17 protein-coding genes are annotated in these 20,040 nt (G+C 67.8%); 6 read left to right on the top strand and 11 right to left on the bottom strand.

The genetic code is table 11. From position 1 onward, the window contains the following. Window positions 1-45: 45 nt before the first annotated feature. From ASE31_RS24020 to ASE31_RS24000, 5 genes are all read right to left on the bottom strand, one after another. A complete protein-coding gene (locus ASE31_RS24020; protein ID WP_057204420.1) occupies window positions 46-816 on the bottom strand; it encodes a S9 family peptidase in 771 nt (256 codons plus the stop codon). Next, window positions 800-1,984, bottom strand: coding sequence for a DUF3182 family protein (locus tag ASE31_RS24015; RefSeq protein ID WP_057204418.1), 1,185 nt, complete (start codon window positions 1,982-1,984; stop codon window positions 800-802). The genes ASE31_RS24020 and ASE31_RS24015 overlap by 17 nt, the downstream gene beginning before the upstream one ends. A 186-nt stretch (window positions 1,985-2,170) precedes the next feature. After that, window positions 2,171-5,554, bottom strand: a complete 3,384-nt coding sequence (locus ASE31_RS24010) for an EAL domain-containing protein (protein ID WP_057204416.1) — start codon at window positions 5,552-5,554, stop codon at window positions 2,171-2,173. Window positions 5,555-5,689: 135 nt separating this feature from the next. After that, the gene (locus tag ASE31_RS24005) at window positions 5,690-7,222 is read right to left on the bottom strand and encodes a HAMP domain-containing sensor histidine kinase (protein ID WP_057204414.1); all 1,533 of its coding nucleotides are present in this window, start codon (window positions 7,220-7,222) and stop codon (window positions 5,690-5,692) included. Then, the gene (locus ASE31_RS24000; RefSeq protein WP_057204412.1) at window positions 7,219-7,944 is read right to left on the bottom strand and encodes a response regulator transcription factor; all 726 of its coding nucleotides are present in this window, start codon (window positions 7,942-7,944) and stop codon (window positions 7,219-7,221) included. Before ASE31_RS24000 ends, ASE31_RS24005 begins: the two co-directional genes overlap by 4 nt. A 143-nt stretch (window positions 7,945-8,087) precedes the next feature. On the opposite strand from ASE31_RS24000, the gene msrB reads away from it, so the two are divergent. From msrB to ASE31_RS23980, 4 genes are all read left to right on the top strand, one after another. Next, window positions 8,088-8,591: a peptide-methionine (R)-S-oxide reductase MsrB gene (gene msrB / locus ASE31_RS23995; RefSeq protein ID WP_057204410.1), complete on the top strand. Its 504-nt coding sequence runs from the start codon at window positions 8,088-8,090 to the stop codon at window positions 8,589-8,591. Between the two features lie 11 nt (window positions 8,592-8,602). Next, a complete protein-coding gene (locus ASE31_RS23990) occupies window positions 8,603-10,432 on the top strand; it encodes a cytochrome c biogenesis protein DipZ (protein WP_057204408.1) in 1,830 nt (609 codons plus the stop codon). A 59-nt stretch (window positions 10,433-10,491) separates the two neighbouring features. After that, the gene (gene msrA, locus ASE31_RS23985; protein ID WP_057204407.1) at window positions 10,492-11,229 is read left to right on the top strand and encodes a peptide-methionine (S)-S-oxide reductase MsrA; all 738 of its coding nucleotides are present in this window, start codon (window positions 10,492-10,494) and stop codon (window positions 11,227-11,229) included. A gap of 131 nt (window positions 11,230-11,360) precedes the next feature. Then, window positions 11,361-12,341: a tripartite tricarboxylate transporter substrate binding protein gene (locus tag ASE31_RS23980; RefSeq protein ID WP_082604338.1), complete on the top strand. Its 981-nt coding sequence runs from the start codon at window positions 11,361-11,363 to the stop codon at window positions 12,339-12,341. Between the two features lie 8 nt (window positions 12,342-12,349). Here the strand turns inward: ASE31_RS23980 and ASE31_RS23975 are convergent, their stop codons facing one another. Together ASE31_RS23975 and ASE31_RS23970 are read right to left on the bottom strand one after the other, a co-directional pair. Beyond that, a complete protein-coding gene (locus ASE31_RS23975) occupies window positions 12,350-13,381 on the bottom strand; it encodes an SDR family oxidoreductase (protein ID WP_057204403.1) in 1,032 nt (343 codons plus the stop codon). Between the two features lie 12 nt (window positions 13,382-13,393). Then, window positions 13,394-13,609 carry a hypothetical protein gene (locus ASE31_RS23970; protein WP_057204401.1) on the bottom strand — a complete coding sequence of 72 codons (216 nt, stop codon included), beginning with the start codon at window positions 13,607-13,609 and terminating at the stop codon, window positions 13,394-13,396. Window positions 13,610-13,920: 311 nt separating this feature from the next. Between ASE31_RS23970 and ASE31_RS23965 the strand changes: the two genes are divergently transcribed. Continuing rightward, a complete protein-coding gene (locus ASE31_RS23965) occupies window positions 13,921-14,343 on the top strand; it encodes a Fur family transcriptional regulator (RefSeq protein ID WP_057204399.1) in 423 nt (140 codons plus the stop codon). Window positions 14,344-14,349: 6 nt separating this feature from the next. On the opposite strand, the gene ASE31_RS23960 is transcribed toward ASE31_RS23965, so the two are convergent. The 4 genes from ASE31_RS23960 to ASE31_RS23945 are packed head-to-tail and all read right to left on the bottom strand — an operon-like array spanning window position 14,350 to window position 19,069. Further along, window positions 14,350-15,534 carry a lipid-transfer protein gene (locus ASE31_RS23960; protein WP_057204397.1) on the bottom strand — a complete coding sequence of 395 codons (1,185 nt, stop codon included), beginning with the start codon at window positions 15,532-15,534 and terminating at the stop codon, window positions 14,350-14,352. An 11-nt stretch (window positions 15,535-15,545) separates the two neighbouring features. Continuing rightward, complete coding sequence (locus ASE31_RS23955) at window positions 15,546-17,090, bottom strand: AMP-binding protein (protein ID WP_057204395.1); 1,545 nt, start codon at window positions 17,088-17,090, stop codon at window positions 15,546-15,548. A 12-nt stretch (window positions 17,091-17,102) separates the two neighbouring features. Then, window positions 17,103-18,239, bottom strand: coding sequence for a DUF5938 domain-containing protein (locus ASE31_RS23950; RefSeq protein WP_057204393.1), 1,137 nt, complete (start codon window positions 18,237-18,239; stop codon window positions 17,103-17,105). A 23-nt stretch (window positions 18,240-18,262) separates the two neighbouring features. Further along, window positions 18,263-19,069: an SDR family NAD(P)-dependent oxidoreductase gene (locus ASE31_RS23945; RefSeq protein ID WP_057204391.1), complete on the bottom strand. Its 807-nt coding sequence runs from the start codon at window positions 19,067-19,069 to the stop codon at window positions 18,263-18,265. Between the two features lie 195 nt (window positions 19,070-19,264). On the opposite strand from ASE31_RS23945, the gene ASE31_RS23940 reads away from it, so the two are divergent. Beyond that, window positions 19,265-19,927 carry a TetR/AcrR family transcriptional regulator gene (locus ASE31_RS23940; RefSeq protein WP_200961161.1) on the top strand — a complete coding sequence of 221 codons (663 nt, stop codon included), beginning with the start codon at window positions 19,265-19,267 and terminating at the stop codon, window positions 19,925-19,927. The last annotated feature ends 113 nt before the right edge of the window (window positions 19,928-20,040 follow it).

Below are 20,040 nucleotides of genomic sequence, written 5' to 3'. Positions count from 1 at the left end.
GGGGTTGTGCATCTGCGGACCTTACAGGGTGGCAGGTGTTGCACTTCAGTTTTGAATCCGCCCGGTAACGGGCCTGGCCTTCTTCCGGGCCCCATTGACCATTTCCTGCACCCAGTGCACCAGCATGCCGGTGTATTCCTCTTTCCATTCGGGGCGGGTCAGCGCATGGTCGGCGCCACCGATCACCCGGTAGGTCATGGAGCGGGTCTGCAGGAAGGCCGCGCGGTAGTTCTCCAGCACCGGGTGGGGCACGACATCGTCTTTCTCCGATTCGACCAGCAACACATCCCCTTTGAACTGCGCGCTGGCCGCCAGGGCCCGGTTGCTCTGCGGTGCGATGGCACGGCTGCGGTAGGCGGCCACCTCCGCGCGGTTGAGCTTGATCTTGGAGACCATCCAGTCCTCGTCCTTGTACAGCGCCGGCGCCCTGAGCGCCATCCAGCGCACGGGGCGCAGGGCGCTGAGCACTGCGGCCAGGTAGGCGCCGTAGCTGGTGCCCACCACCAGCACCGAGGCCGGGTCCACCGCCGGATGCCCCACCAACAGGTCGTAGGCCGCGAGCATGTCGTTCAGGCTGTCTTCGCGGGTCACGGTTTCGCGCTCGGCCCGGTCGTTGGCATGGCCGCGCAGGTCGAAGGTCAGGCAGATGCAGCCCAGGGCGGCGATCTGGTGCGCCCGCTCGATGTACTGCGTCTGGCTGCCGTCCCAGCCATGCACCAGCATCACGCCAGGCACCAGCACATCAGGGGCCACCAGGGTACCGGCGATGCTGCGGTCACCCAGAGGGATGTGGATGCTTCTATGCCGTGTGGTCATGGATCTCCAGCGTGGTGTACTTGGTCAGCGCCCCGGCCTCGGGATCGACACCCTGGTAGTACAGCGTGGCCCCGACCGGAATCGGCTGGGGCGTGCCGAACTTCTCGACGCAGCTGGCGCGCACCTTGCGCAGGCCCGGGTTCTGGTGGAAGGCTTCCAGCGCCGCCACCTCGGCACCGCTGGCCCCGCCCACGCGCCAGGACTGCTCCAGCACCCCAGAGCACCATTGGCCCGCCGCATTCAGGCCCTGGGCTACGTCGTAGTTGATGCGCGATGCGAAAAATCCCGGGTAGCAGGTGCGCACCGCTTCGTCATAGGCCAGTGCCTGGGTCACCGCGTCGTGCAGCGGGCCCGAGGGTGTGCTGGCCAGCAGCGCATTGAAATCACCCCGCACCACCGTGAGGTCCGAGCCGCCATAGACCAGGGCCCCGCTGTTGTCAGGTGTGAGGCGTTGCGAGCCGTAGTACGAAGCCTGCAGCCCAGCCACGCGCACCTGACCGATGCTCAGCGTTTCCACCTCGGTCAGGTTGTGCTCCAGCACCACGCCGTCCCTCTCCAGCAGGCTGTCCCCCAAACTGTTCAGGCTGTTGGCCAAGGCCTCCATGGTGGTGACGACGGTCTGCCCCCGCCCACCCGTCTCACCCACCGGCTTGACGCGCAGCGGTCCAAGCGCGAACAGCGCCTCGCCAGCGCGCAGCGCATCCGCACGAGAGAACGCGGTGTAGCCGGGCAGCACCGAGCGCTTGACGAGCCGGGAGAACTCGGGGTTCCAGCCTTCCGGCGCGGCGGCCTCGAACGACACCAGGGGATGGGTGATGGCCTTGGTGGCAATGAAGGCCTGCGGCACGACGCCGCCGAACAGGTCGTCCGGCCCATGCACGCCGAGTGCGTGTGCGGTGGCCATGCCCACCAGCGTGTCGCTGGGCACCAAGTAGGTGCGGCCCTGCCAGATGGGCTGTGGCAGCTCGTCGGTGCTGTAGGCACAGCCCTTGATGTCGGCCAGCCTGCGCACCAGTTCTTCGCGGGTGATCTGCTCATGGGTGCTGGCGTGCCCGCGCAGTCCCCGCGTGAATGGCATGACGGTTTCCTGGGCCTCGCGCCGCCGCATGGCCAGCGCGCTGTGGGCGGCTTCCAGACCGAGCGGAAACTCCGATGGTTGGGATGTCATGGCGGGGCCCTCCAGAATGGGTGGGCGCGCACTGCAAGAAGATTCGCAGACCCGCCATTGGCACATATTCGGTACACCAGGGCCCTGCCCTGCATGACCATGGCTACATGCTATTTTTGGAGGGAGCTACGGGCGCTTCTTGTGCGCCGCAACACGGTGTAGGACACGGGCTACAGCGCTCACGAATCAAATCACGAACATGGTCTCTGGCTGGGTACGGGCCACGGGCGCAACAAAGCCCGCAACCCAGCCCGGCAGGTCCTGCGCCGGCATGGGCCGTGCCAGAAAATAGCCCTGTCCGATGTCGCAGCCCAGGGCGGCCAGCTGATCCCAGTGCGCCTGGGTTTCGATGCCTTCGGCCACCACCTTGCGGCCCAGGTCGTGGGCCAGATCGATGGTGGAACGCACGATCACGGCCGATGCCTTGCTCACCGACATGTTGTACACGAAGGACTGGTCAATCTTGATGAACTCCACGGGCAACTGCTGCAGGTAGCTGAGCGACGAGTAGCCAGTACCGAAGTCGTCGATGTACAGCGCAATGCCCAGGTCGCGCAGGGCCTGCAGCACGCGCAGGGCACGCTCGGGGTCTTCCATGACGGTGGTTTCGGTGATCTCCAGCTCCAGCAGCCCCGGCGCCAGGGGCCAGGCGGTCTGCAGCTGGCGGATGGTCTGCAGCAGGGAGTCGTCACGCAGGTTGCGCGCGGACAGGTTCACGGCGATGGGCAGCACGGCCCCGCTGGCAGCCCAGCCGTGGTTGAGCCGCAAGGCGGCCTCGATCACCCACTCGGTCAGCGGTTTGATCAGCCCCGTGTGTTCGGCCAGGCCGATGAAGTCGCCCGGCATCAGCAGGCCGCGCTCTGCATGCCGCCAGCGCACCAAGCCCTCGGCCCCGCACACCCGGCCTGCGGCCATGTCGATCTTGGGCTGCAGGTACAGCGACAGGTCACCGTTCTCGATGGCACGCCTGAGCTCACCGGCCATTTGCAGGTGGTGCGCCTGGTTGCGGTGGTGGCTCTGCGCCGGGTCGAACACCACATGCCCGAGCCCGGCCTTCTTGGCCTGGTGCACCGCCGTGTCCATGTGGCGGTACAGGTCGTGCGGGGTTTCTCCGTGCGCGGGGAACAGGGCCACCCCGGCCGTCACGGAGACTTCCATCGAGATGTCGGCAATCGGAAACGGCTGGGCCAGCACGCCGTCAACGGTTCGTACCATGGCCACCGCGGCCTGCGCATCGCACTGCGGCAGCAGGATGGCAAACTCGTCGCCGCGCAGCCGTCCCACCGTGGCAGAAGCGGGAACGGCCTGGACGAGGCGGGCCCCGACTTCCTTGAGGATCTGGTCTCCGTAGCAGAAACCCAGGGCATCGTTGATTTCGCTGAGCCGCTCCACATTGGCCTGCAGTACCGCAAACGGCTGGCCAGCGTCGATGGCGGACACCAGGGTCTCGGTGAACTGCGCCTCGTTGGGCAGGCCGGTGAGGGTGTCGTAGCGGCGCATCTGCTGCATGGCCTCCTGCACCCGGGCCTGCTCGCCGCGATGGCGCAGCGTTGCCACGCCAAAGGCCAGGTCATCGGCCGACTCGACGAGGAAGGTGATCTCGTCGGGCTCGAAGATCCTCGGGCGGCTGCTGTAGATCGCCAGGGCGCCGATCACCACGCCGTCCACCCGCAGCGGGCATGCCAGTACCGAGGCCGCCGCCGGCATGCCGGCCAGCCAGGCGGGGCCATCGGGGCCGGGCGGCTCCCCTCCCCGGCCCACGCTGGCCAGACCCGAACGCACGGCATCACCCAGCACGCCCTGGCCGGTATCGCCCGCCTCCCAGCGGGTATTCAGGGCGCGCAGCCAGGGCTGCGCCAGGGCGGCGGTGCTTTCGGCCACAGGCGCCAGAAGGCCGCCGGTGCCCTCGGCGGCGTGGCACCACACCATGGCCATGGCGTAACCGCCCGCCGTGACGATGGCCTCGCACATGCTGGAGAGCAGGCCCTGCTCGTCCACGGCGCGCAGCATGGTGCGGTTGCCGGCACTCAGGGTCTTCAGGGCCCGGGTGGTGTGCTCCAGCCGCAGCACATGGTCTTCGAGGGCGGTGTTGAGCGCCAGCACCTTCTCCTCGGCGTGCTTGCGCACCGTGATGTCGGACCCGAGCACGTAGTAGCCCAGCACCTGCCCGCTGTCATCGCACTTGGGTATGCAGTCGATGGCCTGCCACATGCCGGGAAACGGCTGCCAGTCGTAGCTCTGGCGCTCTCCCTGCAGCACCCGCTCGATCATCGGGGCGGCCTGGGCATAGCGTTCCTCGCCGAGGATCTCGCGCACCGTGTGCCCTGGCACGTCCTCGCGACCCGGCGCATAGAGCGCCTTGTGTTGCGCGTTGACATACACGTAGCGCTGCTCGGCATTGACGTAGGCCAGCACGGCCGGCACGCTGTTGATCACGCTGAAGAGGTGGTCTTCGCTGGCGCGCAGCTGCGCGGTGCGCTCCTGTACCCGCTGCTCCAGCAGCGCGTTGTGCTGCACGATCGTGCGCTGGGCCTGGCGCGCCAGGGTCTCGTCGCGGAACACCAGGACGACGCCCACCACCTCTGCGTCGCTGGAGCGTATGGGGGCGGCGCTGTCCGCGATCGGGCACTCGCGCCCATCGCGCGCGATCAGCGTGGTGTGGTTGGCCAGCTCATGCACCACGCCGGTGGCCAGCACCTGGGCCACGGGCACCACCGCAGGCTCGCGGGTGATCTCGTTGATGATGCAGAACACCACGTCGATGGGTAGGCCGCGCGCCATCTCGAAAGTCCAGCCGGTCAACTGCTCGGCCACCGGGTTCATCCGGGTGATGCGGCCTTCGGTGTCGGTGGCCAGCACGGCATCGCCTATGGAGTGCATGGTGGTGGCCAGGCTTTCCTCGCTGTCTTCCAGGGCGCGCTGGGTCTGGCGGGTTTCGCCCAACTGGCGCCTGATCAGCGCATAGGCGCCCCCCAGCAGCCCCACCAGCAACAGCGCCACCACCCCGTTGGCCAGCAGCAGCAGGCGCCGGGTATGCAGCTGCGCTTCGGTGCGCTGACGCAGCAGCGCGGCCTCTTCGAACTCCAGGCCGCGCAGCAACTCGTGGATGCGGTCGCGCGTCTTCTGCAGGGGGGCCGTGGCCACATAGGCATTGGCGGCCTCAGGCCCCTGGGTCTTGCGCAGCATTTCCACCCGGCGGGAGATGGCCAGCCGCTCGTCCACCATCTGGCGCAAAAGGGTCCAGCGCTCCTGCTGCAGCGGGTTGTCTGCGGTGAGCTGGCGCAGTTGCGACAGCATGGCCTCGCGGGCCTCGGCCGTGGCATCGCGCTCGGCGATGTGCGCGGGGTCTCCGGTGATGCGAAAGCTCTGCGTGCTCAGCTCGATCTGCAGGGTGTTGGCACGGATATGGGCCACGTTGCCCAGCACCTGGTGCGTGTGGGCCACCCAATGGGTCGCCTCTTCGGCGTCATCGGCCAGCTTCCAGCCCATCACCGTGACGCCGGCCACCACTACGGCGGCAGCGATGAACGCCGCCAGAACCTTCGATTCGAAGCTCGAGCGCAGCAGCAATGGGCCTCCCCCCAAACCCTGTTATGTCAGGATGACCCATTCTTACACCCGACAGGCGGTTGGCGGTAGCAAAAAATTACATTGCGCAGACCGCTAGCGGTGTTGTCCTACAGGGCCGGCCCTAGGTGAAAACGCTTAGCGCGGCAGCGCTGGAGGGGCCACATCTCTCTCTTCGATGTGCAGGGGCCTGCCGGTTGGCCCGGCGGCCCAGGGCAAGGTGAACCGGAATGCCGCCCCGGGCGTCTGCATTTCCACCAATGCGATCCGGCTGCCATGCAGCGCCAGGATGCGGTGCGCAATGCGCAGCCCCAGGCCTCCGCCGCGCCGCGATCCGCCGACGGTGAAAGGGCGCTCGAAGAGACCCTCGCGCAGCTCCGCAGCAATGCCCGGCCCGGTGTCCTGCACCTGCACGGCCAGGGCATCGCCCTCGCGCGCCAGCACCACCGTCACGGTACCGCCTGGCGGCGTGTGGCGCAGAGCGTTGTCCAGCAGGTTCGTCAGCACCCGCTCGACCAGGCCCAGGTCGGCGTGCACCGGTGGCAGTTGCGGCGCGATGTCCGCCTGCAGGGCCACCTGGCGCTCCTGCGCTGCCAGCTCGAACTTCTGGAACACGTCCTGCACCAGGTCGGCCATGGCAAAGGGCTCCGCCTCTGGCTGGACAAAGCCGTATTCGAGCCGCGCCAGCTCGAACAGGCTTTGCGCCAGCGCGCCCACCTTGCGGCTCTGGTCCAGGGCGATGCCCAGGTAGCGCCGGCGCTCGGCGGGCTGCAGCGTGGCGTCCTTGAGCAGCAGGGTCTCCAGGTAGCCGTGCAGCGAGGACAGCGGCGTGCGCAGGTCGTGCGAGACATTGGCGATGAGCTCACGGCGCTCCTGGTCCTGGCGGCTGAGCACCTGCCATTGCTCGCCGATGCGCGCCACCATCTGGCGGTAGGCGGCGCCGAGCACGGCGATCTCGTCGCGGCTGTCCGGCGTTGGTGGTGATGGTGGCGCCAGGGCCGGCAGGGGCGGCGGCGCGCCGGTCATGTCGAAATGGCGCACGGTCTCGGTCAGGCGGCGCAGCGGCCGCGTGATCAGGGTGAAGGCCACGAGGCCCGCCGCCAGGCACAGCAGCGCCACCATGGCGATGGACCACAGCGCTGTGGTGAGCACCGCGTTGGTGGAGCCCTGCGCCGCCACCAGGTCGTGCGCCTCACCGAGCAGCACCACGTAGATGAAGCCCACGTCGCGCCCATGCACGCGCAGCGGCGCGGCGCTGAACACCTTGCGCCCAACGTTGCTGCGTGGGTCGTCGGCCAGGATGGGCAGCGGCGCACCATCGATCATTCGGCGCACGGGCGCCAGATCGATGCGGTCGCGGCGCAGCCGGCCCTCGGGTGCGGCGTGGCCGGCAATGCGGCCATCGGGTTCGAGCAGGTACACCTCCACACTCGGGTTGACCACCATGAGCTGGCTGAACAGCTTGCGCACGGCGCCGGGCATCAGGCCATTCGCATCGGTGAGCTGGGCGTCGCGGGCAATGCTTTCGGCCAGGTCGCGCGAGAGGCCCTGCACCACCTCCAGCTCGTGCATGCGGTTGGAGCGCACCTGCATCCAGGCCGAGGTGCCGCTGCACACCAGCAGCAGCCCGGCGAAAACCAGCGACAGCCGCTGCGTCAGGGTGAGTCTCATGGCGTGCCCTCGGGGCTGGCGAACTTGTAGCCGCGCCCCCAGACGGTGAGGATGCGCGCGGGCTGGGCCGGGTCGGCCTCGATCTTGGCTCGCAGGCGGTTGATGTGGGTGTTGACCGTGTGCTCATAGCCCTCGTGCTGGTAGCCCCACACGGCATTGAGCAGGTCCATGCGCGAGAACACCTTGCCCGGCTGGCGGGCGAAGAAGTACAGCAGGTCGAACTCGCGCGGCGTCAGATCGAGCCGCTGGCCCGCGAGCCGCGCGTCGCGCGCCACCGGGTCCATGGCCAGGCCGGCCACCGACAGGCTGCCCGCCTGCTGGCGCGCGTTCTGGGCCATGGCCTCGGCCCGGCGCAGCAAGGCGCGCACGCGGGCCACGAGTTCGAGCACCGAGAACGGCTTGGGAAGGTAGTCGTCGGCACCGATCTCCAGGCCCATGATGCGGTGCACCTCGCTGGCCCGCGCGCTGATGATGATGATGGGCACGTAGCGCGGCATGGCGCGGGCGCGGCGGCAGATTTCCAGGCCGTCCACCCCGGGCAGCATCAGGTCCAGCACCAGCGCGTCCCAGTCGCCGCCCTGCGTGAGCTGCTCCAGGCCCTCGTCGCCCCGCGCGCAATGCACGACCTGCAGCCCTTCGTCGCGCAGGTGCATGGTCAGCAGGTCGGCGATATGGGCATCGTCTTCGACCAGCAGCACGCGTTTGGAGGGAGGTATGGACATGAAAAGGCAGGTAAGCGAGGGATGCCCAGCATTGTGCGCAATCGCAGCCTGCCGAGTTATCACGAATTATTGAAGTTTGCGTGAGGACTTCGCGATGGAGCCCGGCCTAAGCTCCGGCCAACCCCCTACCGACCGAGGACCCCATGACCACCACCCGCCGCCATCTCCTGTTCACCGGCAGCGCCAGCGCACTGGCCCTGGCCGCCTGGTTCTCGCCGCGCCGCGCCCCGGCAGCAGCCGCCACCAGCGAGGTTTTCGAGGTGACCCTCACCGACGCCCAGTGGCGCGCCAAGCTCACGCCCGCGCAATACGCCGTGCTGCGCCACGAAAACACCGAGCGGCCCGGCAGCAGCCCGCTCAACCAGGAGCACCGCGCCGGCACCTTCGCCTGCGCGGGCTGCGCCCTGCCGCTGTTTTCTTCCAAGACCAAGTTCGACAGCGGCACCGGCTGGCCCAGCTTCTGGAAGCCGCTGGACAATGCCGTGGCCACGCGCACGGACCGCACCCTGGGCATGGCGCGCACCGAGGCGCACTGCCGCCGCTGCGGCGGCCACCTGGGCCATGTGTTCAACGACGGCCCCCAGCCCACCGGCCTGCGCTACTGCATGAACGGCCTGTCACTCACATTCGCGGCCGGCGCTGCCTGAGGACCTTCGCCATGCTGCTCATCCTTTTGGCCTACCTGGGCGGGGTGCTGACCATCGTCAGCCCCTGCATCCTGCCCGTGCTGCCGTTTGTCTTCTCGCGCGCCAGCCAGCCGTTCGTGCGCAGCGGCCTGCCCTTGCTGGCCGGCATGGCGCTGACCTTCGCGGCCGTGGCCACGCTGGCCGCCGTGGGCGGCGGCTGGGTGGTGGCCGCCAACCAGTATGGCCGCTGGGCAGCACTGGTGCTGGTGGCGGTGTTCGGCCTGGCCCTGGTGTGGCCGGGCCTCGCCGACCGCATGGCGCGCCCGCTGGTCGCTGCGGGCGACCGCCTGTCGCAGACGGCCCAGGGCGATGGCCAGCCGCGCGTGGGCGCTTCGCTGTTGCTCGGCGTGGCCACGGGCCTGCTGTGGGCCCCCTGCGCCGGGCCGGTGCTCGGCCTGATCCTGACCGGCGCCGCATTGCAGGGTGCCAGCGTGGGCACCAGCCTGCTGCTGCTGGCCTATGCGGCCGGTGCGGCCACGTCGATGGCGGCGGCCCTGCTGCTCGGCGGCCGGGTGTTTGCCGCGCTCAAGCGCTCGCTGGGCGTGGGCGAATGGGTGCGACGCGGCCTGGGCGCCGCCATGCTGGCCGGCGTGGCGGCGATTGCGCTGGGGCTGGACACGGGCGTGCTGGCCCGGTTGTCCACCGCATCCACCGGCGGCATCGAGCAGGCCCTGGTGAACCGGCTGGGTGGTGAACCCCAGGGCGGCGCCATGGCCATGAGCGGCGGCCCGTCGATGATGATGCAAGGCGGCGGTGCCATGATGGCAGCCGCTGGCGCCGAAGGGGCCGGGCCTTCCATGATGGCTGCCGGCAACGCCGCGGCCGGGCGCTTGCCGGACCAGGGCGAGGTGCCCTCGCTCGACGGTGCCGTGCAGTGGCTCAACTCGCCCGCGCTCACCACGGCCGGCCTGCGCGGCAAAGTGGTGTTGGTGGATTTCTGGACCTATTCGTGCATCAACTGCCTGCGCGCCATGCCTTATGTGAAGGCCTGGGCCGAGAAGTACAAGGACCAGGGCCTGGTGGTGGTCGGCGTGCATGCGCCCGAGTTCGCCTTCGAGCGCGACGCCGCCAATGTGGCCAAGGCCGTGCGCGACCTTGGCATCACCTACCCCGTGGCCATCGACAACAACTACGCCATCTGGCGCGCCTTCCAGAACCGCTACTGGCCCGCGCACTACCTGATCGACGCCCAGGGCCGCATGCGCTACCACCACTTCGGCGAGGGCAACTACGCCGAGTCGGAGCGCGCCATCCAGCAACTGCTGCGCGAGGCCGGCTCCACAGCACCGGCCCAGGACAGCCTGGCCCAGGTGGCCGCCCAGGGCGTGCACCAGCCGGCCGACCTGGGCACGGTGCGCTCGCACGAAACCTACCTGGGCTATGAGCGGGCCGAGCATTTCGCCTCGGCCGAGCCTGCGGTGCGCGACCGGGCGGCCACCTATACCGCCCCCGCCCGCCCGGCGCTCAATGCCTGGGGCCTGGCCGGCCAGTGGACGGTGGGCGCCGAGCGTGCCACCCTGGCTGCCGGCAGCGGCCGCATCGTCTACCGCTTCCAGGCGCGGGACCTGCACCTGGTGCTGGGGCCGGGCACCGGCGGCAAGCCCGTGCGCTTCAAGGTCACGGTCGATGGCCAGGCCCCTGGCGAATCGCGTGGCATCGACGTGGCCGCCGACGGCATAGGCACGGTGACCGACCAGCGCCTGTACCAGCTGGTGCGCCAGGGCGGCGAGGTGCGCGAACGCACCTTCAGCATCGAATTCCTGGATGCCCCTGTCGACGCCTACGCCTTTACCTTCGGTTGAGCACATTTCCTGCGAACCCGCATCACACTCCCACCCCCTTCCATAAAGGCGCTCTCACCATGAAAACGACCCCTTCCACGGCATCCACTCCCAGCCGGCGCGGCCTGCTGCAGCTTCTGGCCGGTGGCGCCACGCTGGCCGGCGGCGCCCTGCTGTTCCAGAACCTGGCCCACTCCGCCGAAGAGGCCGTGGTGATCCCGCCTCCCGCGCAGGACCTGCCCGCCGGCAATGCCAAGGTGGAAAAGGCCATCTTCGCAGGCGGCTGCTTCTGGGGCGTGCAGGGCGTGTTCCAGCATGTCCAGGGGGTGCAGAAAGCCGTGTCGGGCTACAGCGGCGGCTCGGCCGCCACCGCCACCTACAGCCTGGTGAGCAGCGGGCGCACGGCGCACGCCGAATCGGTGGAGATCAGTTACGACCCCGCACAGGTGAGCTACGGCGCCCTGCTGCAGATCTTCTTTTCGGTGGTGCACGACCCGACCCAGCTCAACCGCCAGGGGCCGGATTCGGGCACCCAGTACCGCTCGGCTATCTTTGCCGCCAGCCCCGAGCAGGAAAAGGTGGCGCGCGCCTACATCGCCCAGCTCGATGCGCTCAAGGTGTTCAAGAAACCCATCGCCACGCGCGTGGAAAGCGGCCCGAGCTTCTTCGCGGCCGAGGCCTACCACCAGGATTTTCTGACCGAGAACCCGCGCCACCCCTACATCGTGGTCAACGACCTGCCCAAGGTGGCCCATCTCAAGCGCTTGTTTGCTGCGCGTTACCGCGCTGAGCCCGCGCTGGTCAAGCGCGCGGCGTAGTCGCGCCGCATCGCCCCTTGCGGACAGCGGCTCGCAATGGAGCCATTCGGCACCAACCGGTGCCAAAGCGGCACCTCGCACCTTTGCATCGAATGTAACCATGGGTAACCCAATTCACCCACAGGGATACCATGGACACGATGATTTTGAAGAAGGTCCGGACCGTTGTTTCAGTGCATGTGCTGGCCCTGTCCAGCATGGCGGCCTGGGCTCAGGACTACCCGTGGAAGGCCATCACCCTGGTGGTGGGCTACCCGGCAGGCGGCAGCGTGGACCTGGTGGCACGGGCCATTGCGCCCGGCCTGTCGCGCCGGCTGGGCCAGCCGGTGAACGTGGAGAACATCCCTGGCACCAGCGGAGCGCTGGCCGCGGCCCGGGTGGCCCTGGCCGAGCCGGACGGGCACACACTGCTGCTGGGCTCGCCCGCCGAGGTGGGCATCAACCACCTGGTGAGCCGCCGGCGCGACGGCTACAACCCGCTCAAGGACTCCACCCCCATCGGCCTGGTCGGCAGCCAGCCGCTGGTGCTGGTGGCCGGCAGGAAGACGCCGGTGGCCAGCATCGACGAATTCCTGCGCGCCACGGCCGAGGCGCCCGCGCCCATGCGCTATGCCTCGTCGGGCATGGGTACACCGCTGCACCTGGCGGGCGAGACCATTCGCCAGCAATCAGGGGTGCGCATGGCGCATGTGCCTTCGCGCGGTGCCGGTGCCATGCTCGCGAATCTGGACAGCGGCGACGTGGACTTTGCGGTGATGGTGCTTTCCAGCGCCCTGCCCCATATCAAGGACGGCAAGGTCAAGGCCATTGGCGTGACAAAGCTGGAGCGCTCTGCGGCGGCGCCCCAGATCCCGGCCCTGGCAGAGAATGCGCGGTTCAAGGGGGTCGATGCAGGTGTCTGGTTCGGCCTGCTGGGCCCCGGCAAGCTGCCGCCGGCCATCACCACCCGGCTGCGCGAGGGACTGCAGCAGTTGCTCAAGGAGCCCGAACTGCGCAAGACGCTCGAAGCCGCAGGCCTGACCATGATGGAAGGCACGGATTTCGTGCCCTTCCTGCAGGCTGAGATCCAGAAGTTCAGGCGGGTGGTGGAGTTCGCGAACATCCGCAATTGAGCGGAGCCTTAGCCCCCGTCGCCTGCATTGCCGGTGATGGGCAAAACGATGCCGGTGATGTAACTCGTGCAGCACGGCGCGGCCAGGAACACATAGGCCGGCGAAATCTCCTCGGGCTGGGCCGGCCGCCCCATCTGCGTGCTGGCGCCGAACTGGGCGATGTCTTCGGGCGTCTTGTCGGCCGGGTTCAGCGGTGTCCATACCGGCCCTGGGGCTACGGCGTTCACGCGGATGCCCTTGTCGGCCAGGTTGTGCGCCAGGGCTTTGGTGAAGGCGTGGATGGCGCCCTTGGTGGCCGAATAGTCGAGCAGTTCCTTGCTGCCGCGCAGGCCTGTGACGGAACCTGTGTTGATGATGGCATCGCCCCGGTTGAGGTGCGGCAGCGCAGCCTTGGCCATATGGAAGTAGCCGTAGATGTTGGTCCTGAAGGTCTCGTCGAAACGCTCTTCGGTCAGGTCTTCGAGCGAGCCGACATGCTCCTGGAAGGCCGCATTGTTCACCAACAGGTTGAGCTTGCCAAAGGCCTTGACGGTCTTGGCAACGGCACCTTTGCAAAAGCGTGCGCTTTTCACGTCGCCGGAGATGGCGACGCAGCGCCGGCCTTCCGCCTTCACCAGTTCGATGGTGCGCTTCGCATCTTCGTGCTCGTTGAGGTAGACGATGGCCACGTCGGCGCCCTCGCGCGCGAACAGCACGGCCACGGCCCGACCGATGCCCGAGTCGCCGCCGGTGATGAGGGCCGACATGCCTTCGAGCTTGCCACTGCCCTTGTAGTGCGGGGCCTCGAAGCGCGGAGGCAGCGCCATGCGCGCCTCGATGCCGGGCTTGGCCAGCGGCTGGCTGGGCAACGGACTGCCTGGTTCAGTGCGACCAGGGCCCGGAGCCAGGGCTTTCTTCTTCGGTTGAGCCAGCTTCTTGCTTGTAGATGCCTTCGTTTTCGAAGCGTCCTTGGCGTCCTGCTCGGCCTGGATGCGCTTTTGCTTCTTGGCGGTCTGCTCTGTAGCGGCGCTATTGCGCGGGGATGCGGGGGCTTTTTTCATGGCACCGCCTGCCTACTTGAGCCACTTGCGCTGTGGCCGGGGCTGTACAGTCACCTCGACGGTCTTGTGCACGCCTGGTTGACCGGTGGCAGGGTCGGTTTCGACAACGTCTTCGAGATCGATGTCCTGCACTTCCGAGTGGGTCTCATCCTCCAGGTCTTCCAGGATGTTGTCGATCTTGCGTTCGGCCTTGTCGACTTCGGCTTTGGGGAGCGGTGTGGTGCGCATGGGCTACTCCTAAGGGGAATGCACCATTCTTGCCAGCCCACCGCCGCCCGCCTGTCATCCATTGCCGACGATGGGCCGCCTTTCTATGCCGACACCAGCGCTTCAGAAATCGATGAGCAGGCACTGGAAGACCCAGTCAAAATTCGACACTCACAAAAGATAATGAATTTTCTTCATTATTAATAGTGACCGAGCGGAAATATGCTGCTGCCTTGTATTCAGGGAGTTGCCGTGCGTGGCTCAGGCGTGCACCTGAGGTTTCCCTGATAATTGGTTATCAACAACAAGCCCTGCAGCACCGACCCCACCCCATGGAACGATCCACCCGGCAACGCACCGCCATCCTGGCGGCCATTGCAGATGCCCAGCGCCCGCTCACGCCGCAGGAGGTGCTGGACAGCGCACGCGAAGCCGTGCAGGGGCTGGGCATGGCCACGGTCTACCGCAACATCAAGGCGCTGCTGGAGGATGGATCGCTGCAGGCCGTGCACCTGCCGGGCGAAAGCCCGAGGTACGAAGCCGCCGAGCACGACCATGGCCACCACCACCACTTTCAGTGCACGGCGTGCTCGCGCGTGTTCGACGTGCACAACTGCCCCGGCGACCTGCGTGACCTGGCGCCCAAGGGTTTCACGGTGGAGCGGCACGAACTGACCTTGTACGGCCGCTGCGCCGATTGCGCAAAGGCAGCAGCCGCCCCGAAGCCCCGGGGCAAGGCCGCCGCTACGGCCTGACCGGCTTCAGGCGGACTGGTAGAGCGTGACCACGCAGGCCCCGCCCAGGCCCAGGTTGTGCTGCAGTGCGGTGCGTGCGCCGGGCACCTGGCGGTCCTCGGCCGTGCCGCGCAACTGGTGTGTGAGCTCATAGCACTGGGCCAGTCCCGTGGCACCGAGCGGATGGCCCTTGGATAGCAGCCCACCCGAAGGGTTGGTGACCACCCTGCCGCCATAGGTGTTGTCGCCCGCATCGATGAAGGCGGCTGCACCGCCCGGCGGGCACAGGCCCAGGGCCTCGTAGCTGATGAGCTCGTTCTGCGCAAAGCAGTCGTGCAGTTCCACCACGTCCAGGTCTTCGGGGCCGATGCCGGCCTGCTCATATACCTTGTGCGCTGCCGCTGCCGTCATGCCGTAGCCCACCAGGTTCATCATGTCGTGGCTGTCGAAGGCATCGGGCCGGTCGGTGGTCATGGCCTGGGCGGCAATGAACACGTCGGAGCGCAAGCCGTGGCGTCTGGCAAAGGCTTCGGAAACCAGCACCGTTGCCGCCGCGCCGCAGGTCGGCGGGCAGGCCATGAGCCGGGTGAGCACGCCGGGCCAGAGCATGGGCGCGTTCATCACGTCCTGCACCGACAGCTCCTTGCGCAACAGCGCCAGCGGGTTGCGCGCGGCGTGGCGGCTGGCCTTGGCGCGCACCTTGGCAAAAGATTCGAGCGGCGTGCCGTACTTGTGCATATGGCTCTGCCCTGCCCCGCCAAAGTAGCGCAGCGCCAGGGGCAACTCGGGCATGCCGACCAGCTCGGCAGCCTCGCGGTCGAAGTCCTCGAAGGGGCTGGGCCGGTCATTGAACACGGCGCCGAGGGCGCCCGGGCTCATCTGCTCGAAGCCCAGTGCCAGCACGCAGTCGGCCGCGCCGCTCGCTATGGCCTGGCGCGCGAGGAACAGTGCCGTGGAGCCGGTCGAGCAGTTGTTGTTGACGTTGAAGACCGGAATGCCGGTCATGCCCAGGCCATAGACGGCCTTCTGGCCGCTGGTGGAATCGCCGTAGACGTAGCCGACATAAGCCTGTTCGATGGCGCCGTAGGCGATGCCCGCGTCTTCCAGCGCGAGCCGGCCGGCCCGCCCCGCCATCACGGGATAGGGCTCGTTGGCGCCCGGTTTGACGAACGGGATCATGCCCACGCCCGCGATGAATGCCTTGTGTGACATGTTGGCGTTCCTCAGGTTAGCGCTGGCCGCGCCAGCATCGTGGCGCGGATGTCCTTCTTCATCACCTTGCCCACCTTGGAGCGCGGCAGGTCTGGCCAGATCTCCACCAGCTTGGGCGCCTTCACGCTGCCGATGCGCGCCTTGACGAAGGCCATGATGTCCTCGGGCTGCACCGCACGGCCGGCATGCAGCTGCAGCACGGCCACCACCTTCTCGCCCCACTTGTCGTCGGGCAGGCCGATGACGGCGCTGTCCTGCACGTCGGGGTGCTGCATCAGGGCCTGCTCTACCTCGACCGAGTAGACGTTGAAGCCGCCGGTGATGATCATGTCCTTGGCGCGATCGACGATGAACAAGTAGCCGTCGGCATCCACCCGTCCGATGTCGCCCGTGTGGTGCCAGCCGCCCTTGCCTGCTTCGGCGGTGGCCTTGGCGTCCTGGTAGTAGCCCATCATCACCAGCGAGCTGCGCACCACGATCTCGCCGGTCTCGCCTGCAGCAAGCAGCTTGCCGTCGGCATCCATGGTCGCCACCTGCACCAGCGGGCCGGGCCGGCCGGCACTGGACAGTCTCTCACGCGCCACCGAGCCGTCCGCGTGGAAATGCTCGCGCGGTGCCATCATGGAGATCATCATCGGCGCCTCGGTCTGCCCAAAGAGCTGGGCCATCACCGGGCCGATGGCCGTGAGCGCTTCTTCGAGCCGCGCCGCCGAGATCGGTGCCGCCCCGTACCAGAAGCACTGCAGCGAATCGAGCTTCGTGCTGGCCAGCTTCTCGTGCTGCAGCAGCATGTAGATCAGCGTGGGCGGCAGGAAGGTGTGCGTCACCCGATGCCGTTCGATCAATGCGAGGAAGTCGCCCAGGTCGGGCTTGGGCATGATGACCACACGCCCACCCAGAGCCATCACCGGCAGGCACAGCACCCCGGCCGCGTGGGTCAGCGGTGCCAGCGCCAGGTAGACCGGCCGGCCATCGAACGGGTAGCCCATCAGGGTCAGCGCAGACATGGTCTCCAGGTTGCGGCCCGAGAGCATGACGCCCTTGGGCTGGCCTGTGGTGCCGCCGGTGCCGGCGATCATCGCCAGGTCGTCCACGGGGGCGATGGCGATGGGTTCGTCGCCCACGCCCTCCACCCACTGCGCCCAGGAGGGTGCCCACCCGAATGCCGCATCCAGGCAGACCAACTGGCGCACCTTGGGCAGTTGCGCGCGCATCTGCTCCACCATCGGCGCATAGGCGCTGTGGAAGATGAGGCAACTGCAGTCGAAGGCGTCGAGCACAAAGCGGTTTTCGGACGCCTCGTTGCGCGGGTTCACCGGGCACCACACGGCACCTGCGCGCGAGATGCCGAACACGCAGGCAAAGGCCAGGGCGTCGTTGCTGGAGAGCACCGCCACCTTGTCGCCCGGCGCGATGCCCGAGCGCTGCAGCGCCCGCGCCACGCTGTGGCTGGTGCGCTGCACGTCGCCGTACGAGAGGTCGGCCGTGCCCAAGGTCAGGCACGGCGACCCTTCGCCCAGCATGGCCCCCTTGTCGAGGTAGTCGATCAGGCGCATGGCGGGGCCCGCTCAGCGGTGCACCGTGAGCACGGGCGGCTGCACCAGGCCGAAGCTGCGCAGCGCGCCCAGCAGCTCATGGTGGCCAAACGCTTGGCAGCCCGAGGCGAAGCCCACGCGCCGGGGCGCCTGCTGCAGCAGCGAGGCGGCGGCAAAGGCCTGCATCAGCCCGGTCTGCTTGTAGTTGCAGTTGCCGAAGATCACGCAGTGCGCCCGCGCCAGCGGCCCCGAGGCATGCACCGAATCCACCGACTTGTTGATGCGGGGGTTCTCGCGCGGCGGCATGGAGCCCATGACGGCGGCCGCCGTCTGTGCCAGGGCGGCGTAGCGGTCCTCTTCGTTCATGCCCTCGGTGGCCTTGAGCGCGGCGGCCACGATCTGCGGCACGCCCAGCATCAGCGGCTTGTTGAACACGCCGCCCAGCACCTTGACGTTGGCCACGCGCGGGTCCTTCTTGAACCACACCGGGTGCGAGGTGCCGCCCCAGGGCAGCGCCAGCGCCGCCTCGTGCTGGCCGGGGATGGCCAGACTGTAGAGGCCGGCGTCGGGCTGCCACTCCACATACTGGTTTTGCTCCAGGTAGTAGGCCTTGGACGTGGCGGCGTTGACCAGGATGGTCTGGGTGGAGGCCACCGTGGGACTGCCGCCCCAGAACACCGCGATGTCCAGGGTATCGAGCCCAGGGGTCTCCAGGCACAGCTGCGCAGCGATCTCGCCCGTGGTGTACATCTGCGCCAGGCCCGGCGACAGCAGCAGGCCGGCGGCGGCGAACTGTGCACCGTACTCGGCATCCAGCGTGATCAACCAGTCCTGCTCGCCCGTGGTGTCGGTGTAGTGGCATTTCGCGGCCAGGCAGGCCTGCACCACCTCATGGCCGAACTTGGCGAACGGCCCCACGGTGTTGAGCACGACCGAGGCGCCCTCGAACAGCGCCGTGAGCGCCTCCCGCGTATGCGCCACCTCGACCACCTCGTAGCTGGCGGTTTCGATGCCGGGCACATGCGATTGCATCGCCTCGTCGAGCTTGTCCTTGCTGCGGCCGGCGGCGATGAAGGGGATGTTGTACTCGCGCAGGTATTCGCAGACCAGCCGGCCGGTGTAGCCGGAGGCGCCGTAGACCACGACGGGTTTCTTGGTGTTGTTGGCCATGTTGTTGTCTCCTGTAGTGCTGCTCACATGCCCATGCCGCCGTCGACCGGCAAGCCGGCGCCGTTGATGAAGCGCGCAGCGTCGGAACACAGGAAGACCACGGCATCGGCCATGTCGGCCACCTCGCCCAGGCGGCCCGAGGGCGTCTGCTCGATGATGGCGCCCACGGCGGCCTCGGGCGACGCGAACAGGCCGGCGGCGACCACGTCGGCGGCCAGCTTCATGCCCATCTCGGTGGGCACCAGGCCGGGGTAGATGCAGTTCACACGCACGCCGTAGCCGAGCTTGCCCGACTCCATGGCGGCCACGCGGGTCAGCCGGTCGACGGCCGACTTGGTGGCCGAGTAGCCGGCGATCGCCGGGAAGGCAATGGTGGCGGCGACCGAAGAGATGTTGACCACCGCCCCGCCCTTGCCTGCAGCGCCGTCCGGGCGCATGGTCCGGAAGGCGTGCTTGAGGCCCAGTGCCGTGCCCACGATGTTCACGTCGAGCATGCGGCGCAACGCATCGGGCTCGATCTCGGTCACCAGGGCCGTGACCTCGATGCCGGCGTTGTTGATGAGGATGTCGAAGCCGCCCAATGTATCGACCGTGGCCTGCACGGCGGCGGCCCAGTCGGCCTCCTGCGTCACGTCGAGCTTCACGAAGCCGGCCTTGGCCCCGCCGGTCACCGGCAGCTTGCCTGCCGCCTCCTGGCCCAGCGACGTGAGCACGTCGCCAATCATCACCGAGGCCCCGGCGGCAGCGAGTGCCTGGGCCATGCCTTCACCGAGGCCGCGCGCGCCGCCGGTGACCAGGGCCTTGCGGCCGGTCAAATCGAACTTCGTCATTGTCTTGTCTCCTGATGGATAGGTAGAGATCGCTGATTCGCAGATCGTGTTCTTCGAGGAACGGGATTGATTCTGGGAATCGACTTGACAACTGTCAAGACATTTTCTTGACAGTTGTCATAAATTCAATCGCCCTGCCGCAGCCCATGCATGAAAAGACATGGCGTAGTGCCCGGCGCTGCCTACAATGGCGCGATGGAAAGAGCACCCCGCCGTGACAAATACGCCGAACGCCGCGCCGAACTGGGCGAGGCCGCGCTGCAGACGCTGGCCGAACTGGGCTATGCGCGCACCAGCCTGCGCGAGATCGCACAGAACTCCGCGTTCTCGCACGGTGTGCTGCACTACTACTTCACCGACAAGCTCGACCTCATCCTGTGCAGCGTGCGCCAGTACAAGGCGCGCTGCGTGACGCGCTATGACGAGGTGACGAACAACTCCACGACCTTCGGTGAGCTGGTCGATGGCTTCGTGGCGGTGCTGGGCGAGACGGTGCGCAGCGAAGCGCCCATGCACCGGCTCTGGTACGACATCCGTTCGCAGTCGCTGTTCGAGGACGCGCTGCGCGCCGATGTGGAAGCCATCGACAAGAGCCTGGCGAACATGGTCTGGCGCGTGCTCACGCGCATGTCCGAACTGGCCGGGCTGCCGGTGCGCGCGCCCATCGACCTCACCTACGCCATGTTCGACGGCGTCTTCCAGCAGTGCCTGCTGCGGCACATGGCCGGCGACGCCAAGGCCATACCGGCCATGCAGGGCCATGTGCGCCTGCTGGTGGAGCAACTGATCGGCATGCCGGCCGCTGCGGCACCCGCCAAGGCCACACGCAAGCGCAAGCCGGCGGCACTCGCTGCGTAGCACCTTTACCAGTTACGGGTCGACTGCCATGCCGTTCTGTTATGCAGAACGGCTTTTTTTATTGGCCGGCCAATGCTTGACCCTCTCGTTGATGGTCTCCATAATTTCATAAG

This window comes from Acidovorax sp. Root217, assembly GCF_001428645.1.
GTDB lineage: Bacteria > Pseudomonadota > Gammaproteobacteria > Burkholderiales > Burkholderiaceae_C > Acidovorax.
The sequence above is the reverse complement of the archived record's forward strand: the minus strand, read 5'-3'. Positions and strand labels throughout refer to the sequence as shown.

Excerpts from the sequence above, each read along its gene's own strand:
- ASE31_RS24020 (WP_057204420.1), bottom strand. The coding sequence starts at position 816 with ATGACCACACGGCATAGAAGCATCCACATCCCTCTGGGTGACCGCAGC.
- ASE31_RS24015 (WP_057204418.1), bottom strand. The coding sequence starts at position 1,984 with ATGACATCCCAACCATCGGAGTTTCCGCTCGGTCTGGAAGCCGCCCAC.
- ASE31_RS24005 (WP_057204414.1), bottom strand. The coding sequence starts at position 7,222 with ATGAGACTCACCCTGACGCAGCGGCTGTCGCTGGTTTTCGCCGGGCTG.
- ASE31_RS24000 (WP_057204412.1), bottom strand. The coding sequence starts at position 7,944 with ATGTCCATACCTCCCTCCAAACGCGTGCTGCTGGTCGAAGACGATGCC.
- msrB (WP_057204410.1), top strand. The coding sequence starts at position 8,088 with ATGACCACCACCCGCCGCCATCTCCTGTTCACCGGCAGCGCCAGCGCA.
- ASE31_RS23990 (WP_057204408.1), top strand. The coding sequence starts at position 8,603 with ATGCTGCTCATCCTTTTGGCCTACCTGGGCGGGGTGCTGACCATCGTC.
- msrA (WP_057204407.1), top strand. The coding sequence starts at position 10,492 with ATGAAAACGACCCCTTCCACGGCATCCACTCCCAGCCGGCGCGGCCTG.
- ASE31_RS23980 (WP_082604338.1), top strand. The coding sequence starts at position 11,361 with ATGGACACGATGATTTTGAAGAAGGTCCGGACCGTTGTTTCAGTGCAT.
- ASE31_RS23975 (WP_057204403.1), bottom strand. The coding sequence starts at position 13,381 with ATGAAAAAAGCCCCCGCATCCCCGCGCAATAGCGCCGCTACAGAGCAG.
- ASE31_RS23970 (WP_057204401.1), bottom strand. The coding sequence starts at position 13,609 with ATGCGCACCACACCGCTCCCCAAAGCCGAAGTCGACAAGGCCGAACGC.
- ASE31_RS23965 (WP_057204399.1), top strand. The coding sequence starts at position 13,921 with ATGGAACGATCCACCCGGCAACGCACCGCCATCCTGGCGGCCATTGCA.
- ASE31_RS23960 (WP_057204397.1), bottom strand. The coding sequence starts at position 15,534 with ATGTCACACAAGGCATTCATCGCGGGCGTGGGCATGATCCCGTTCGTC.
- ASE31_RS23955 (WP_057204395.1), bottom strand. The coding sequence starts at position 17,090 with ATGCGCCTGATCGACTACCTCGACAAGGGGGCCATGCTGGGCGAAGGG.
- ASE31_RS23950 (WP_057204393.1), bottom strand. The coding sequence starts at position 18,239 with ATGGCCAACAACACCAAGAAACCCGTCGTGGTCTACGGCGCCTCCGGC.
- ASE31_RS23945 (WP_057204391.1), bottom strand. The coding sequence starts at position 19,069 with ATGACGAAGTTCGATTTGACCGGCCGCAAGGCCCTGGTCACCGGCGGC.
- ASE31_RS23940 (WP_200961161.1), top strand. The coding sequence starts at position 19,265 with ATGGAAAGAGCACCCCGCCGTGACAAATACGCCGAACGCCGCGCCGAA.